This is a genomic window from Paenibacillus sp. FSL H8-0315 (assembly GCF_038005365.1).
Lineage (GTDB): Bacteria > Bacillota > Bacilli > Paenibacillales > Paenibacillaceae > Paenibacillus_AQ > Paenibacillus_AQ odorifer.
In genome coordinates this window covers 1,161,146-1,176,274 of the sequence record NZ_JBBOTA010000001.1, presented here as the reverse complement: position 1 = coordinate 1,176,274, position 15,129 = coordinate 1,161,146, and the positions used below count along the sequence as shown (strand labels likewise).

17 protein-coding genes are annotated in these 15,129 nt (G+C 45.1%); all 17 read left to right on the top strand.

Annotation, left to right across the window (positions count from 1 at the left end):
- Positions 1-124: 124 nt before the first annotated feature.
- The 17 genes from MHB56_RS05125 (at position 125) to mtrB (ending at position 15,050) form a co-directional block, all read left to right on the top strand.
- Positions 125-739 carry a genetic competence negative regulator gene (locus MHB56_RS05125; protein WP_036676203.1) on the top strand — a complete coding sequence of 205 codons (615 nt, stop codon included), beginning with the start codon at positions 125-127 and terminating at the stop codon, positions 737-739.
- Between the two features lie 152 nt (positions 740-891).
- Positions 892-1,587: a glutamic-type intramembrane protease PrsW gene (prsW, locus tag MHB56_RS05120; protein WP_076134692.1), complete on the top strand. Its 696-nt coding sequence runs from the start codon at positions 892-894 to the stop codon at positions 1,585-1,587.
- A 322-nt stretch (positions 1,588-1,909) separates the two neighbouring features.
- On the top strand, positions 1,910-3,268 hold the full coding sequence (gene ypeB, locus MHB56_RS05115; protein WP_076127490.1) for a germination protein YpeB: 1,359 nt from the start codon (positions 1,910-1,912) through the stop codon (positions 3,266-3,268).
- Between the two features lie 133 nt (positions 3,269-3,401).
- Entirely contained in the window at positions 3,402-4,055 is a 654-nt protein-coding gene (locus MHB56_RS05110; protein WP_036676209.1) for a flagellar brake protein, read from the top strand.
- Between the two features lie 207 nt (positions 4,056-4,262).
- On the top strand, positions 4,263-4,973 hold the full coding sequence (gene cmk, locus MHB56_RS05105) for a (d)CMP kinase (RefSeq protein ID WP_254848699.1): 711 nt from the start codon (positions 4,263-4,265) through the stop codon (positions 4,971-4,973).
- On the top strand, positions 4,970-5,557 hold the full coding sequence (locus MHB56_RS05100) for a lysophospholipid acyltransferase family protein (RefSeq protein WP_036676211.1): 588 nt from the start codon (positions 4,970-4,972) through the stop codon (positions 5,555-5,557). Before cmk ends, MHB56_RS05100 begins: the two co-directional genes overlap by 4 nt.
- Before the next feature lie 174 nt (positions 5,558-5,731).
- Entirely contained in the window at positions 5,732-7,054 is a 1,323-nt protein-coding gene (rpsA, locus tag MHB56_RS05095; protein WP_170914203.1) for a 30S ribosomal protein S1, read from the top strand.
- A 176-nt stretch (positions 7,055-7,230) separates the two neighbouring features.
- Positions 7,231-8,556, top strand: coding sequence for a ribosome biogenesis GTPase Der (gene der / locus MHB56_RS05090; protein ID WP_036676212.1), 1,326 nt, complete (start codon positions 7,231-7,233; stop codon positions 8,554-8,556).
- Between the two features lie 12 nt (positions 8,557-8,568).
- Positions 8,569-9,186, top strand: coding sequence for a glycerol-3-phosphate 1-O-acyltransferase PlsY (gene plsY / locus MHB56_RS05085; protein ID WP_036676213.1), 618 nt, complete (start codon positions 8,569-8,571; stop codon positions 9,184-9,186).
- Positions 9,179-10,219 (top strand): NAD(P)H-dependent glycerol-3-phosphate dehydrogenase, encoded by a 1,041-nt coding sequence (locus MHB56_RS05080; protein WP_076127494.1) that lies wholly within the window; start codon positions 9,179-9,181, stop codon positions 10,217-10,219. Before plsY ends, MHB56_RS05080 begins: the two co-directional genes overlap by 8 nt.
- A 66-nt stretch (positions 10,220-10,285) precedes the next feature.
- A complete protein-coding gene (locus MHB56_RS05075) occupies positions 10,286-10,561 on the top strand; it encodes a stage VI sporulation protein F (protein WP_038572437.1) in 276 nt (91 codons plus the stop codon).
- Positions 10,562-10,759: 198 nt separating this feature from the next.
- Entirely contained in the window at positions 10,760-10,939 is a 180-nt protein-coding gene (locus MHB56_RS05070; protein WP_036676218.1) for a DUF2768 family protein, read from the top strand.
- Positions 10,940-10,973: 34 nt separating this feature from the next.
- Positions 10,974-11,342, top strand: coding sequence for a 2Fe-2S iron-sulfur cluster-binding protein (locus MHB56_RS05065; protein WP_076127495.1), 369 nt, complete (start codon positions 10,974-10,976; stop codon positions 11,340-11,342).
- A 30-nt stretch (positions 11,343-11,372) separates the two neighbouring features.
- Complete coding sequence (locus MHB56_RS05060) at positions 11,373-12,119, top strand: DUF3939 domain-containing protein (protein ID WP_254847661.1); 747 nt, start codon at positions 11,373-11,375, stop codon at positions 12,117-12,119.
- A 437-nt stretch (positions 12,120-12,556) separates the two neighbouring features.
- Positions 12,557-14,035 (top strand): stage IV sporulation protein A, encoded by a 1,479-nt coding sequence (spoIVA, locus tag MHB56_RS05055; RefSeq protein WP_036676222.1) that lies wholly within the window; start codon positions 12,557-12,559, stop codon positions 14,033-14,035.
- Between the two features lie 377 nt (positions 14,036-14,412).
- A complete protein-coding gene (locus MHB56_RS05050; RefSeq protein ID WP_036676223.1) occupies positions 14,413-14,685 on the top strand; it encodes an HU family DNA-binding protein in 273 nt (90 codons plus the stop codon).
- 116 nt (positions 14,686-14,801) lie between these two features.
- On the top strand, positions 14,802-15,050 hold the full coding sequence (gene mtrB, locus MHB56_RS05045; protein WP_051490908.1) for a trp RNA-binding attenuation protein MtrB: 249 nt from the start codon (positions 14,802-14,804) through the stop codon (positions 15,048-15,050).
- The last annotated feature ends 79 nt before the right edge of the window (positions 15,051-15,129 follow it).

Sequence of the window (15,129 nt, the reverse complement as noted above, 5' to 3'; positions counted from 1 at the left end):
TATTTATTTACGTGCATTTATCTCGGCAAAATGATAACATACTTACATAGTAACCATTTTTGGCTCATTACTCGGGACTCATCATACATTATAATAAATGAGCTTGCAAAAGGAGGATCCTGTCATGAGAATAGAGCGATTAAGTCAAGATAAGATACGGATTTTCCTCACTTTTGACGACCTGAGCGAGCGGGGCATCCAGAAGGAAGACATGTGGCAGGAAGTTCCTAAGGTTCATGACCTGTTTACGGAGATGATGGATCAAGCATATAGTGAACTAGGTTTTGATGCCACGGGTCCGCTTGCCGTAGAAGTTTTCGCATTGCCCGCGCAAGGCATGGTCGTTATAGTGACCCGAGGAAAATATGATCACCATCAGTACGGTGCGTCCGGGGAAGAAGAATTGCCAGAAGAGATTTATGAAATGGAAGTTACTCTTGAACAAAGCGACTCCATTGTATATGCATTCCGCGATTTCGAGGTTCTGGTTGAAGCGGCTCATGTGCTCATCGGTAATATTACTTCCCAGGGGAAACTGTATTCTTATAACAATAAATGGTATCTGTATTTCGATCCAAAGGAATTTGAAGAAACGGCGTTGTCAGGTCTTGTTGGCGTACTTGCTGAGTTTGGAGATTCCTCACCGGTCACAGAAGCTGTTCTCGATGAATACGGGAAAACAGTGATGCCGGAGAATGCGGTCCAGTTATTGTGCACTCATTTTAAGCGTCAGGAGTAATTAGGCAAGACTAGGGGCTGATGACCATTGTTTAGGCCGATCAGCCCTAGTCTTGTTGTTGGTGATATGTCGGTCATTCTTGTATCAAAGTTATCATCTACCTTGCTGTGTAACGGCAGTAATAGGGTTTAGGGGTGTAGGGAGGTTATTCGGTGCTCGTGTTATCGGTCATTACGTCGGCAGTAGCGCCGGGACTTGCTCTGTTGACCTTTTTTTATCTGAAAGACAAGTATGATCAAGAACCGCTTCATGTAGTCATTAAAGTATTCTTGCTCGGCCTTCTGATTGTGTTTCCAGTAATGATCATTCAGAGAGGGCTGATGCTGGGACTAAATGGTGGTCCCTACGTGGAGTCGTTTCTCATATCCGCTGGCGTGGAAGAATGTCTAAAGTGGTTTGTGCTGTACCATATGATTTACAATCATACCGAATTTGACGAGCCATATGATGGGATACTATACGCTGTGGCGATTTCGCTCGGCTTCGCAACAATAGAAAATGTAATGTACGCTTGGTATAGCAACGCTTCAATCGGATCAATGTTTCTAAGAGCACTTCTTCCGGTTTCTGGACACGCTATGTTTGGTGTGATCATGGGCTACCATATGGGAAGGGCGAAGTTCTCAAAAGGAGTTCATACCCGCAGAATTCTGGTGTTTTCTCTCCTGTTGCCATGGATGTGGCATGGGATATATGACTTTATTTTGAGTACGACAGCCAACTATTGGATATGGTTTATTGTGCCTCTGATGGCTATCCTATGGTATGGAGGTATGGGAAAGGTTGCTAGGGCCAACAGCCGTTCTCCTTTCCGCTTTCTGAAACGTGAAGAAGAGGTTAACCTATAATCGAGATGGACACACTTATATTCGAAGGGCAGTTCCTAGTAAGGAATTCCAGAGAGGAGAGAGGTGTCTTTTTTTGCGTATAAAAGTACGTATCGTTTGCAAACAGTGTGGTGAGACCTACATATTAAGAGGGATTAAAGAGCATGGTGTCATTCAAACCGGCTTTAAACAATGCCTTTGCAGTAATAGCAGTGGCTTTGAGATTGAAGAGAGAGCATGAACGGACGTTATAGTCACATTGTGTAGCAACTTCAGTGCATAAGACTCCTAGTTTATTGTCAAACTAACGCCAATAAGCTATCGAAAGGAGTCTTGTAGCCCTATGTACAAAAGATTAAGTGCTGTAATGTTCCCGCTGACCGCGCTGCTGCTGATTGGTGCGCTTGTGTGGGGTTATCAGGAGAATCAGGAGAAGAATTCAATACTAATTAAGGCGGAGAACCAATATCAACGCGCCTTTCATGATTTGTCCTATCATGTGGACCGTCTTCATGGTGAGCTTGGAAATACGCTTGCGGTTAACTCTGCTTCTAATGGGATGCACCGCAAAGGACTTGTGAATGTGTGGCGGATGACTAGTGAGGCCCAAAATGAGATTAACCAGCTGCCGCTGACCTTGCTGCCATTTAGCAAAACAGAGGAGTTTCTGTCCAAAATCTCCAACTTTTCTTATAAAGCCGGGATTCGTGACTTCACTAAAAAACCTCTGACAGATGGAGAGCTGAGCAATCTAAAAGCATTGTACAAGAACTCAGGAGAAATCTCTAAGGATTTGCAAGAGGTACAAAATAAAGTCATTGGCAATCGGCTGCGCTGGATGGATGTTGAAACGGCGTTGGCGACAGAAAATAAAGCGGAGGACAACACGATTATTGACGGCTTCAAAACGGTAGATAAACGTGTAGGGGCATACCCTGAGCTAGACTGGGGTCCTTCAGTAGCAAGCATCTACGATAAACGTTCCGTCAAAATGCTCGGAGGTACCCCCGTGACTGCCGAAGACATCAAACGTAAGGCGTTGAAGTTCGCGGATGCGGGTTCCAATGCTAAAGTGGATGTTAAAGAAAATGGGAAGAACACCGAATGGCCATCCTATACAGCAACTGTTAGCGCTTCGAATAAGAAGCACACCATTAGTATGGATTTCACCAAAAATGGCGGGTTGCTGATCTCTTATTATGACAACCGTGAGGTTGGCCCTGCCAAAGTTTCTATTAAAGAAGCAGTTACCAAAGCAGAGCAGTTTCTTGAGAAAAAAGGATATCCCCATATGACTGCAGTCAGCGCTGATCGTTACGATAATATCGGGAATTTGACCTTTGTAACCAAACAGAATGATGTATTGATTTATCCTGAAAAGATGACCATTCGTATGGGGCTGGATACAGGTGATACCATCGGTTTTGAGGCCAGCGAATACGTCAATGAGCACAAGGACAACCGGAAGCTTCCAAAACCAAAGCTTACCCTTGCAGAGGCGAGGAAATTTCTGAATTCTGATTTCAAGGAGCAATACAATCGCTTGTCCTGGATTAAAAATGATGATTCCGTCGAGGTCTTGACTTACGAGTTCGGTGGAGGAGTTAATGGCTCAAAGTATCGTATTTACATTAACGCCGAGGATGGCATTGAAGAGTCTGTGGAAGAAATCAGACCTTCTTCGGGGTCTGAGGCAAAATAAAGGGAGGGCGCATCCAGCAGTTGGGTGCGTCCCTTTTTTTTGCAATATCTATAAAATATATCTGACTGGCTGATATTCCCATGCTATAATCAGGGGTAGTGATAATTACTAAACTGATGTGGCGGTGACATCTTTGTATCCTAAAATTAACGAATATCTATACATACAGGTTGCTTCCAGTGACGCTGCTGAAGCAGAAGTTGAATATAGATCAAGAATTGCAGAGACGGAAGAAGACGCATTCCTGATTGAAATTCCTATGCAGGAGAGCAATGGTCGTCTAAAAAGGCTCTTTATGGGGGACGAGCTTTCGGTTTATTTTTTAACTGAGGGTGGCATCAAAAATTACTTTAATACTTATGTACTGGGCTTTAAAGAAGATGTAATTCGTATGGTCCGGATTCAAAAGCCGGAGACAGATTCGATTTTTAAGATCCAGAGAAGAAGCTTTTTCCGAGTGAATGCAGATCTAGAGCTTGCTGTGAAGGATAGCCTTGGCAAACGGTTCCTGGTTCGTACAGATGATATTGGTGGTGGAGGAATCTCCTTTTTGGTGGATAACCAGGTTAAGCTGGAGGTTGGTAATAAATTGTCCTGCTGGGTATTGGTGCCTTATCGAAACGGAAGCACAGAGCATGTCAATTTTGAAGGTGAAGTAGTGCGCATTAAAAAGCTAGAGAATGGACGCCTTTTAGCGATGTTGAAATTTGTCGCTATTTCAGATTTGGAACGCCAGAAAATTATCCGTTATTGCTTCGAACGTCAGTTTGATTTCCGCAACAGATAAGCATTTTTTACAGCTCTATTAAGCTGTCTGATTTTGCACTGAAGTATAAACTGTGGTATAATTTTATAAGTCGCAGGCAATGCCTGCTTTTTTCTTGATAATATCATCAAGCATAACAATTTATGTGTGCTCCTTGATATTGCAGGAATAGTTTTCGTAACGCTAGATGCTTTTTTTATGAAAGAGTGTTTGAGGAGGAATGCCCCGTTGGATAGGCAGGGTACACATACTTATGACAGAATAAACGTCGCCATCGACGGACCTGCCGGGGCAGGCAAGAGCACTGTAGCCCGATTGGTAGCCCAGAAGTTGTCTTATATCTATGTCGATACTGGTGCAATGTACCGGGCAATCACCTGGTATATGATCCAAGAAGGCATTGAACCGGAAGATCAGCATCGAGTGAACGAGAAGGTTCGCGACATGGTGATTGAACTTATTCCGGAACGAGACATTCAGAAGGTGCTGATTAATGGGGAAGACGTGACCCCACATATTCGGAGCCTTCAGGTTAGCGGCCTTGTGTCGCAGTATGCGAAAATCGAGGATGTAAGATCCAGACTGAGTCAATTGCAGCGTCAGATGGCGCTTCGCAAAGGCGTGGTAATGGATGGCCGCGATATCGGTACAACCGTGCTGCCGGATGCCGAGGTAAAGATTTTTATGACGGCAAGTGTGGAAGAACGAGCTCTCCGTCGTTATAAGGAACTGAGAGACGCGGAATCGGTGACGCTTCAGCAGCTTGAACACGATATTGCAAAGCGGGACCGTCTGGATGAAGGACGGGAGATTTCACCGCTGCGCCGTGCAGAAGATGCTATTCTTCTGGATACGACCTTAATGAATATCGATCAAGTTGTGGAGGCCATTGTATCCCACTGTAGATCTCATGTTGACGGGGAGAGAAATCATTTATGATTTATGCAATTTGTGTTGGATTGCTTCGCTTGATTTACGCAATCCTTTTCCCACTTAAGATTGTGGGGAAAGAAAATGTGCCAAAGGAGGGCGGGGTACTGCTCTGCGCTAACCACATTAGTCTGCTTGATCCAATGACTATTGGAATTAAGCTGGACCGTCAGGTAAAGTATATGGCTAAGGCTGAACTGTTTGAGGTTCCGGTGCTTGGCTGGCTCATTAATAAATTGGGTGCTTTTCCGGTGAAACGTGGCGGCGTAAGCAAAGAATCCATAAAAACGGCCCTTAACACACTTCGTAATGGTAATGTCATGGGTATCTTCCCGGAGGGTACGCGTAACTCTGATGCCGGAGTGGCCAAGAAGGGTGCTGCTAGCTTTGCACTTCGAAGTGGCGCAGCAGTTATTCCAGCGGCTATTATCGGCCAGTATAAACCCTTTCGACGCATGGTCGTTGTCTACGGTGCTCCTGTAGACCTTAGTCAATTTGCCGGTGCGGGGAGCGAATCTCTCGAGGCTGTTACCGATGTCATTATGGATCGCATCCGTGAGATGAAAGAGACAGGTAAACCAAGTGCTAGTTAAGGGATGAGCAGAACAACAAATTTTGCTCAATGTTTTGATTAAATAACGGCATAGCCGCTATTTTTTGGAACATACTATCATCAAGTGTAAGTGAAATATTATGCATTGCTTGTTTTGAACTCTGCTATACGCAGGTTTAAATAAATGGGGTTTTGAATCGAGGAGGCTAATCACATGTCTGAAGAAATTAAAAATCAGGAAGCTGCGGAAAAGAATGAATCCGTAGAAGCGGTGGATTCCGCTGTGACAGAAAATAACGGAGCTGTAGAAGAAGTTGCTGCCGTTAACGAAGAAGAAGTGACTAACCAAGCTGACTTGGAAATCATTTCTCTGAAAAAAGGCGATACCGTGAAAGGAACAATCGTCAAAATCGAAGATAACCAAGCTTATGTAAGCATTGGATATAAATACGACGGTGTGATTCCAATTCGCGAATTGTCCGCAGTACAACTGGACAACGCTGCTGCAGCAGTAGAAGTTGGACAGGAAGTAGAATGTAAAGTTGTCAGCATCAACGACAACAAGGAAAGCCTTGTTCTTTCCAAACGTGCTGTTGATAGTGAAAAATCATGGGAAGATCTTGAGAAATACTTCGCTTCCCAAGAAGCTTTCGAAGTTACTGTGGCTGACGTTGTTAAAGGCGGCCTCGTAGCTGATGTTGGAGCTCGCGGATTTATCCCAGCTTCCATGGTAGAGCGTCACTTCGTTGAAGATTTCAGCGATTACAAAGGCCGTACCTTGCGCGTTAAAGTGAAAGAACTTGACCGTGAGAACAGCAAAGTAATCTTGTCTGCTAAAGAAGTTCTTGAAGAAGAATTCGAAGCTAACAAGCTGAAAATTATGGCTGAACTATCTGAAGGCCAAATCATCGAAGGTACAGTACAACGTCTGACTCAATTCGGCGCATTTGTTGATGTGGGCGGAGTTGACGGTCTTGTACACGTATCTGAAATCGCTTGGAGTCACGTAGAGAAACCTTCTGATGTAGTATCTGAAGGTGATAAAGTACGTGTTAAAGTATTGAAGGTTGATCCTGAAAAAGGAAAAATCAGCCTGAGCATCAAAGCTGCTGCTCCAGGTCCTTGGGACTCTGCTGCTGGCGAAATCAACATCGGTGATGTTGTAACAGGCGTTGTAAAACGTCTTGTGAACTTCGGAGCATTCGTAGAATTGCTTCCGGGTGTGGAAGGTCTTGTGCATATCTCACAAATCTCCCACAAACACATCGCTACTCCACACGAAGTATTGAAAGAAGGACAAGAAGTTCAAGTGAAAGTTCTGGACTTCAATCCATCCGAGAAACGTGTTAGCCTGAGCATCAAAGAAACTGAAGAAGCTCCAGCTCCATCTGCTAGACCTGAACGCAGCAATAGCAGAGACAGAGCTCCTAAAGAAGTTCTGAACAACCCTAACGTTTCCCTTAGCAACGAAGGCCTTAGCTTTACGCTTGCTGAACGTTTTGGTGACAAGCTGGACAAATTTAAGGGTAATAACTAATCCCTAAACGAGCTTTTGAATATACGGGTAAAGTAATCGGCGAGCCCTCGATACGGGGGTTCGCCGATTGTCTTTTTTTCGGAACTGGTCGGATTATTGAGAGTTAACATGATTGTTAGCCAATTTAAATGTTTTTTGCTATGATGAGTAACGTAAGGATGACAGGAGGAATGAATATGGCAAGACCCGTTGTGGCAATTGTTGGGAGGCCTAACGTCGGAAAATCGACGATATTTAATCGGCTGATTGGCGATAGATTAGCCATTGTAGAAGATAAGCCGGGGATTACACGTGACCGGATTTATGGTATTTCAGATTGGAACGGTAAGTCGTTCAGTGTGATTGATACCGGAGGTATTGAAATTGATGGAGAAGATACAATTCTGAAATCAATCCGTGTTCAAGCGGAGCTGGCGATTGAAGAAGCGGATGTTATTGTATTTATGTGTGAGGCGAAGAGTGGTGTGACGAATTCAGATGAAGAGGTAGCTCAGATTCTGTTCCGTTCAGGTAAACCGGTCGTTCTTGCCATCAACAAAGTGGATAATATGAAGCGTGCGGATGATATTTATGAGTTCTATAGCCTTGGTTTTGGCGATCCAATCGGAATTTCTGGTAGTCACGGAACCGGACTCGGCGATTTGCTAGATGCTGTAGTTGAACGCCTACCTGAGAAAATAGATGATGAATACGATGAGGATGTCATTCGTGTAGCTTTGATTGGCCGTCCGAATGTAGGTAAATCCTCTCTGGTTAACGCGATTTTGGGCGAAGAACGTGTTATCGTCAGCGATATTGCAGGGACTACAAGAGATGCTATCGATACTCCTTTTGAACGTGATGGGCAACGTTATGTGCTTATCGATACGGCAGGTATGCGTAAAAAAGGCAAGGTATACGAGAACATTGAAAAATACAGTGTTATGCGAGCTATGCGTGCGATTGAACGGGCTGATGTGGTCCTCGTTGTAATTAACGGCGAAGAGGGCATCATCGATCAGGACAAGCATATTGCTGGTTATGCACATGAAGCTGGTAAAGCATCTATTTTTGTTGTCAACAAATGGGATGCCATTGTGAAAGACGATAAGACTATGCAGAACTTCGAGACTAAGATTCGTGACCATTTCTTGTTTATGAGTTACGCACCGGTTGTCTTTTTGTCGGCTTTAACCAAACAGCGTTTGCAAAAACTGCTGCCTGTTGTACAGCATGTATCTCAACAGCACGCACTGCGCATTACTACACATTTGGTGAACGACGTTGTATCTGATGCAATCGCGATTAACCCTCCACCAACTGACAAAGGCCGTCGCTTGCGTATTAACTATGTAACGCAGGTTGCGGTTAAGCCGCCTACGATTGTGGTGTTCGTGAATGATCCGTCGCTGATGCACTTCTCCTATGAACGTTATCTGGAGAATAAAATTCGCGCAGCATTTAATTTCGAAGGAACACCAATCCGTCTCTTTACACGGCGCAAATCCGAAAACGAAGGTTAGGGGAGAAGAAGTGTGGCGCTTGAACTTCTGGTTATCGTTGTAAGCTATTTGCTTGGTTCTGTCAGCTTTAGTGTACTGCTTGCAAAGTTGCTAAAGGGAATTGATATCCGTCAATACGGAAGCGGAAATGCGGGGGCTACCAATACACTGCGTGTATTGGGTAAAGGTCCTGCAATACTAGTGCTGTTGCTGGATGTGCTGAAAGGGGTGGCCGCTGTATGGTTAGGAACCTGGGTCGGCGGTTGGGGAACCTGGGTTCCGGCTCTTTGCGGAATCGCGGCCATCATCGGACATAATTGGCCGCTCTATTTTCGTTTTCGTGGGGGGAAAGGCATTGCTACTACGATCGGTGTTATGGCTACGCTTTGTTTATGGCCAGCGCTGCTCGCCGGTATCATCGCCATCCTGTCTATCTTTATCACACGTTACGTGTCCCTTGGCTCATTAATTTTTGTAGCACTGACACCAGTGGCTTTATTGTTGACAGGATTTACACAACCTGTGCTCTGGACCAGTATTATTATTGCGGTCTTCGCCTTCTGGCGGCACCGGACGAATATTGTAAAGATTGTAGAAGGCCGTGAGAACAAGATAGGCTCAAAAGTTAAAGGAGGGAATCGTGTTGTCTGATAAAGTTACCGTACTTGTAGCGGGGAGCTGGGGAACTGCGCTGGCTAGTGTGCTGGCTGCAAACCACTCGGAAGTTTATCTGTGGACACGCAACTCTGATCAAGCTGCCGAGATCAATGGCTCTCATACGAATAATAAGTATCTGCCTGGCATCGCACTGCCAGCTAACATTATTGCAACTACGGATATGGAAACGGCAGTGTCCGGTTCTAAGGCGGTTGTAATTGTAGCTCCGTCTTCAGGAATGCGGCAGGTTGCTCGCAGTCTTAAGCCATTCTGGAAGGATGACATGTTATGTGTTCATGCTACGAAGGGCTTTGAGTCGGAAAGTAATAAGCGGATGTCCATCGTAATTGCAGAGGAACTAGGCTGTGACGAAGGGCAGATCGTCGTCCTCTCCGGTCCAAGTCATGCAGAGGAAGTTGTACGCCGGTGTCCTACAACCGTTGTAGTTGCTTCACCTGATGACAAACGTAGCGCCGAAGCGCAGGAATTGTTCATCAACAACGATTTCCGTGTATATACGAATCGTGATCAGGTAGGGGTAGAGCTTGCCGGAGCTCTTAAGAATATTATTGCCCTTGGTGCAGGTCTATCCGATGGCCTTGGATATGGGGACAATGCTAAAGCAGCCCTTTTGACCCGTGGACTCGCCGAGATATCTCGGGTGGGTGTTGAGCTTGGAGCCAATCCTTTGACCTTTGCCGGCCTTGCCGGAATTGGCGATCTTGTTGTGACGGCTACTAGTCAGCACAGCCGTAACTGGCGCGCTGGGTCCATGCTTGGTCAAGGCAAGCCGCTGGCCGAGGTGCTGGAATCCATGGGGATGGTAGTCGAAGGTATTCGTACTACCGAAGCAGCTTATGCAATTTCGCTCAAGCTGGGTGTGCAGATGCCGATTACGGATCAGATTTATCATGTGCTCTTTCAAGGAAGAAGCCCACGCAGTGCGGTTGAAGCCTTGATGGGTCGTGATCGTAAGCCTGAGCTTGAGTCGATCTCCCAGGAAACTTGGGAGCAGTGGCATTCCTGATCCTGTTCACCTTTTTCCGCAAATTCTCATATGTTGTAATGGGGATTGACGGAGGAGGGATGAAAAGTGAGCAGAGATTTTTCCAAGGATGCATTGAACGCCATTAACAAAAAGGCGGGCAAGAACATTACGGAAAGTGCCGTCAAAAAGCTAGCCAGTACGGTAAAGCCAGGAACTACGCAGAATGAAGCCCAGCTCCGCCAGTTAATTAAGCAGGTGTCATCAATGGCGAAAGTGCCGGTCAGTGAAGCTACTGTGCAGGAGATTATCAATGCCGTTAAAAAAGGCGGCGCAGGTTCCAGCACAATGGAGTCTTTAATGAAAATGATGCTTAAAAAATAGCTTTATGTTGGGTGAGCAAAAGAAAACGGATCAATGAATGATTCCGTCGTCTTTTGCTTTTTTTTTATATTCCTGATAATTTTCACGAAGCGTAATTTATTTAAAATAATACATTAAAAATGATGTTTTTTTACAGAAAAGGATAAGGTCATGATATAATAGTCCCTAATAAATTACAGGCGAATGGGGGCTTTGACCATGGATCCGATGACAAAAATGTGGTTATCCCTGATTGCGATGCTGATTATGGGATTATCAGTATTTCTTATAACTTTTGCTCGGAGCAAAACCAAGGGATTGCTTAAGGCTGTACTGTCTATACTTGCTTTTGTCATCATGTTAGTGGGCCTATTGGGCGGAGTTGTTTCAATTATGTAAGCAGTTACATAGTGTTGAGGAAGGAAGTAACATCATGAAATCACAAAAAGGAGTTACCGTTGTATTTCAACCAGAAGGTCGTAAAGCTGTTGTGAACCGTGGCATTTCGTTATTAGAGGCTGCTCGTAAAGCAGGAGTGCCAATAACAACTAGATGCGGAGGCAAAGCAGGCTGTCTGATGTGCAAGGTTACAGTTGCGAAGGAAGAGGCTGCTGCAGTAAGGCCTCCCGGAGAGATTGAGCGGCGTAAGCTTGGATCGGCCTTAGAAGAAGGAACGCGTCTGGCCTGTCAGGCTGCCGTATGGAGTGACGTAACCGTTCAGGTGCCGGAAGATCCACTGAAGGCTGCGGTGCGCCGTAAGCTTGAAGCAGCGCGGCGTGGGGAAGAAGATGAACTGTGGTAGCGTAAGAATGTTACCGTGGGAGGGACTCGGTTGGAGTTTATAGGATATAAAATGAAACTGAAGGCAGGGGCCAAGCTTTTGCTAGGGATGGTATCGCTCGCGCTTACGCTTTCGGGCTGTCTATACCCAGGTGAAGAGAAGCGGGCTAGTGTTAATTATCGGGAAAGTGTTAAACGGATACAAGCAGCCGTTGATGATTATCAACAGGAGGAAGGGGTACTGCCCATTCTTAATGCGGATGAAACTACTCCAAGGTATGAGAAGTTTCGTATTGACCTGGGGAAGTTGAATAATAAGGGATATTTGGATGATATACCGGCTACCGCTTTTGAGCAGGGTGGAAGTGCTTATTTTCTTATTTTGAATGAGGAAATTGATCCTGTGGTGAAGGTGATGGACCTTGTTACGGTTCAAAAGGTGAATGACGTGCAACGACAGGTTAACCGCTATAAATCAGCTCATGGCGGCAACCTGCCTGTGCTTGATGAGCTATACCCCGGATTGTATACCATTGATCATAAGCAGGCGGGTACAAGCTCTATAACCTTAACTAGCGTCTATTCCGGTCAAGTTCTTGACTTTATCATGGATAAGGATGGAACTGTCTACGTAGATTATGTTTTTGATATCATGGCTGCCGTCGATAAGAAGGGTGGAGAGCACGACAAGAATCAGGACTTGCGACTGGATCTGGAGGAAGCTTCATATTACGTTCCCGTAAAGTCTTTGCCGTATCTATGGATTAATAATCAGCCGATCCCACAGCCTCCAAGTTAGAGTTATAGTTTAAAAGCGTCTAAGCTTCGGTTTTATCCGGGGCATTAGGCGTTTTTTGTTTATAACCTTTTAATCTCAGCATCCACTAAAAATAGTTCTATCAACGAATCCTACCTCATAAGATGGATGAGTAAGCTTCCGGGCGTCAGACGCCTTGCGGCGCGCAGACTTAACTTTTTTTGAAATTACATTGGGAAATGCGCGAATACGGGTCATAAATTCGTTCCGGATACATATGATGATACTAGTCCAAATGCATGTCCGAGCATTCGGAGTTTAGCGCGGGGCAAGTACGTCCCGGTCGAAAGCAGCTAGGCTTCGGGCGGGCATACGATAAGTCCGGTTGATGTCCTGCAAGGGTCAGATTACCGGCGGAACGCGAAGTCGATGCTCTTCAGGCATTTTTTCTTCGGAGTAATATGAGGAGGGGATCTCTTTTGGAAAAAGTGGATATTTTCAAGGACATTGCCGAGCGTACCGGCGGAGACATTTATCTTGGCGTCGTCGGCGCGGTTCGCACGGGGAAATCGACATTTATCAAGCGCTTCATGGAAACAATTGTCCTGCCAAACATCACGAATGAGGCTGATCGAGTAAGAGCTGTGGATGAGCTTCCGCAAAGCGCAGCAGGCAAAACGATTATGACGACAGAACCGAAGTTTGTGCCAAACAACGCAGTCCAAATCAAGGTTGCGGAAGGGCTTGAGGTTAATGTTCGTCTGGTAGACTGTGTGGGTTACGCTGTAGAGGGTGCAAAAGGTTACGAGGATGAAAATGGACCACGAATGATCTCTACACCTTGGTTTGAAGAGCCTATTCCTTTTCAGGAAGCGGCAGAAATCGGGACACGTAAGGTTATTCAGGAGCATTCAACGCTAGGTGTAGTGGTAACAACAGATGGTACGATTGCAGAAATTCCGCGGAACTCGTACGTGGACTCTGAAGAGCGCGTCATTGCAGAGCTGAAGGAAGTGGGTAAGCCGTTTGTGCTTGTCATTAACTCCACCCGGCCACGCAGTGAGGAAGCGCAGCAGCTCCGTAACGAGCTAGCCATCAAATACGATATCCCAGTTATGACGCTAAGCGCCGCAAACATGAGCGAAGATGACGTAACTGGTGTGCTGCGGGAAGTGCTTTATGAATTCCCAGTGCATGAAGTAAATGTAAATCTGCCAAGCTGGGTTATGGTGCTTGGAGAAAACCACTGGTTGCGTAGTAGTTATGAGAACTCCGTTCGCGATACGGTAAAAGACATTCGCCGCCTGCGGGATGTAGACCGCCTCGTATCTCAGTTCACCGAATATGACTTTATTGATAAAGCTGGCCTAAGTGGTATGAACATGGGTCAGGGTGTAGCAGAGATTGACCTGTATGCTCCAGAAGAGCTGTACGATCAAGTTCTGATGGAAGTGGTGGGGGTTGAGATCCGCGGTAAGGATCATCTACTCCAGCTTATGCAGGAGTTCTCACATGCGAAACGAGAATACGACCGATTCTCAGAAGCTTTGGAAATGGTCAAGACTACTGGCTATGGTATCGCGGCTCCATCTTTAGCCGAAATGGCACTCGACGAGCCAGAACTGATTCGTCAGGGCTCTCGCTTCGGGGTTCGCTTAAAGGCTACGGCACCATCCATTCATATGATTCGGGTGGATGTGGAGTCTGAATTCTCGCCAATCATCGGAACGGAAAAGCAAAGCGAAGAGCTGGTTCGTTATCTGATGCAGGACTTTGAGAATGATCCTATTAAGATTTGGGAATCCGATATTTTTGGCCGCTCCCTGCACTCCATTGTAAGAGAAGGAATTCAAGGCAAGATAGCTATGATGCCGGATAATGCGCGCTACAAACTGCAAGAAACGCTCGGCCGCATTATAAATGAGGGTTCCGGCGGACTTATTGCAATTATTCTCTAAGCTGAATATAAATAAATTCAAAGAGTGGGAGAAATCCTGCTCTTTTTATTTGTATCTATCCTAAAACTTGATTCCTAGTTCCTATAATAACGGTGAATCTGACTCAATTATTCTGATGAAATAAAGACCTTAAATGCTCCTATAGGTCTAACAAATTAGATTGAATTTAGATAAATATGCAAGGATAGATGATAATTTCTGCTCCTTTTTTGAGTAACAGCTTGAATTTATGGATGGGCTGTATTACTATAAGTTTGTTGCGCTTCAAGGTCTAAGGGCGCCAAAGTTATGTTTTAAACGGGATTATCACGTATATTTTACGTTGAAACGGAAACAGTGTATGATACCGGAGAATTTACTCAGGGAGGTGAGAAAACATGAATAAATCAGATTTGATCAATGTAGTTACAGAAGCAACTGAACTTCCCAAGAAGGATGCTACTAAAGCTGTAGATGCGGTTTTCGAAGCAATTACAGAAGCACTGCAAAGCGGTGATAAAGTACAACTGGTTGGATTCGGAAACTTTGAAGTGCGTGAGCGTTCTGCACGTAAAGGCCGTAACCCGCAAACTGGTGAAGAAATCGAAATTCCTGCAAGCAAGGTACCGGCATTCAAACCCGGTAAGGCGCTGAAAGACGGAATCAAATAAAGATTTCTACATACCTATCCCATAGTCTTTTTAAGAACAACTATGCCGCCCTCCAAGGCGGCATTTGTTTTTTGAAATACTATGAACTGTATAATAGGTTTAGAGGAGGATGAGTGATGATGGATAAAAATACGGGTACTACTCCGCTTCCAACGGGCAGCGACTATATTGTGGTTAAGGCTAAAGATAATGGCGTTCAGGTCATTGGGTTAACCAGAGGTACAGATACACGTTTTCATCATACAGAGAAGCTGGATAAGGGCGAGGTATTGATTGCCCAGTTTACTGATCATACCTCAGCGATGAAGATCCGCGGTAAGGCTGAAATATGGACAAAGCACGGACAATTGGAAAGTGAAAGCTGAAAAGCAGGCATAGCCTGCTTTTTTTCAAAATATAGTAAAGATAAATGATCGTATTCCGCTAAGAGTGGGAATTATGGAT

Excerpts from the sequence above, each read along its gene's own strand:
- der (WP_036676212.1), top strand. The coding sequence starts at position 7,231 with ATGGCAAGACCCGTTGTGGCAATTGTTGGGAGGCCTAACGTCGGAAAA.
- rpsA (WP_170914203.1), top strand. The coding sequence starts at position 5,732 with ATGTCTGAAGAAATTAAAAATCAGGAAGCTGCGGAAAAGAATGAATCC.
- mtrB (WP_051490908.1), top strand. The coding sequence starts at position 14,802 with ATGATGGATAAAAATACGGGTACTACTCCGCTTCCAACGGGCAGCGAC.
- ypeB (WP_076127490.1), top strand. The coding sequence starts at position 1,910 with ATGTACAAAAGATTAAGTGCTGTAATGTTCCCGCTGACCGCGCTGCTG.
- MHB56_RS05125 (WP_036676203.1), top strand. The coding sequence starts at position 125 with ATGAGAATAGAGCGATTAAGTCAAGATAAGATACGGATTTTCCTCACT.
- MHB56_RS05050 (WP_036676223.1), top strand. The coding sequence starts at position 14,413 with ATGAATAAATCAGATTTGATCAATGTAGTTACAGAAGCAACTGAACTT.
- MHB56_RS05070 (WP_036676218.1), top strand. The coding sequence starts at position 10,760 with ATGGATCCGATGACAAAAATGTGGTTATCCCTGATTGCGATGCTGATT.
- MHB56_RS05065 (WP_076127495.1), top strand. The coding sequence starts at position 10,974 with ATGAAATCACAAAAAGGAGTTACCGTTGTATTTCAACCAGAAGGTCGT.
- MHB56_RS05100 (WP_036676211.1), top strand. The coding sequence starts at position 4,970 with ATGATTTATGCAATTTGTGTTGGATTGCTTCGCTTGATTTACGCAATC.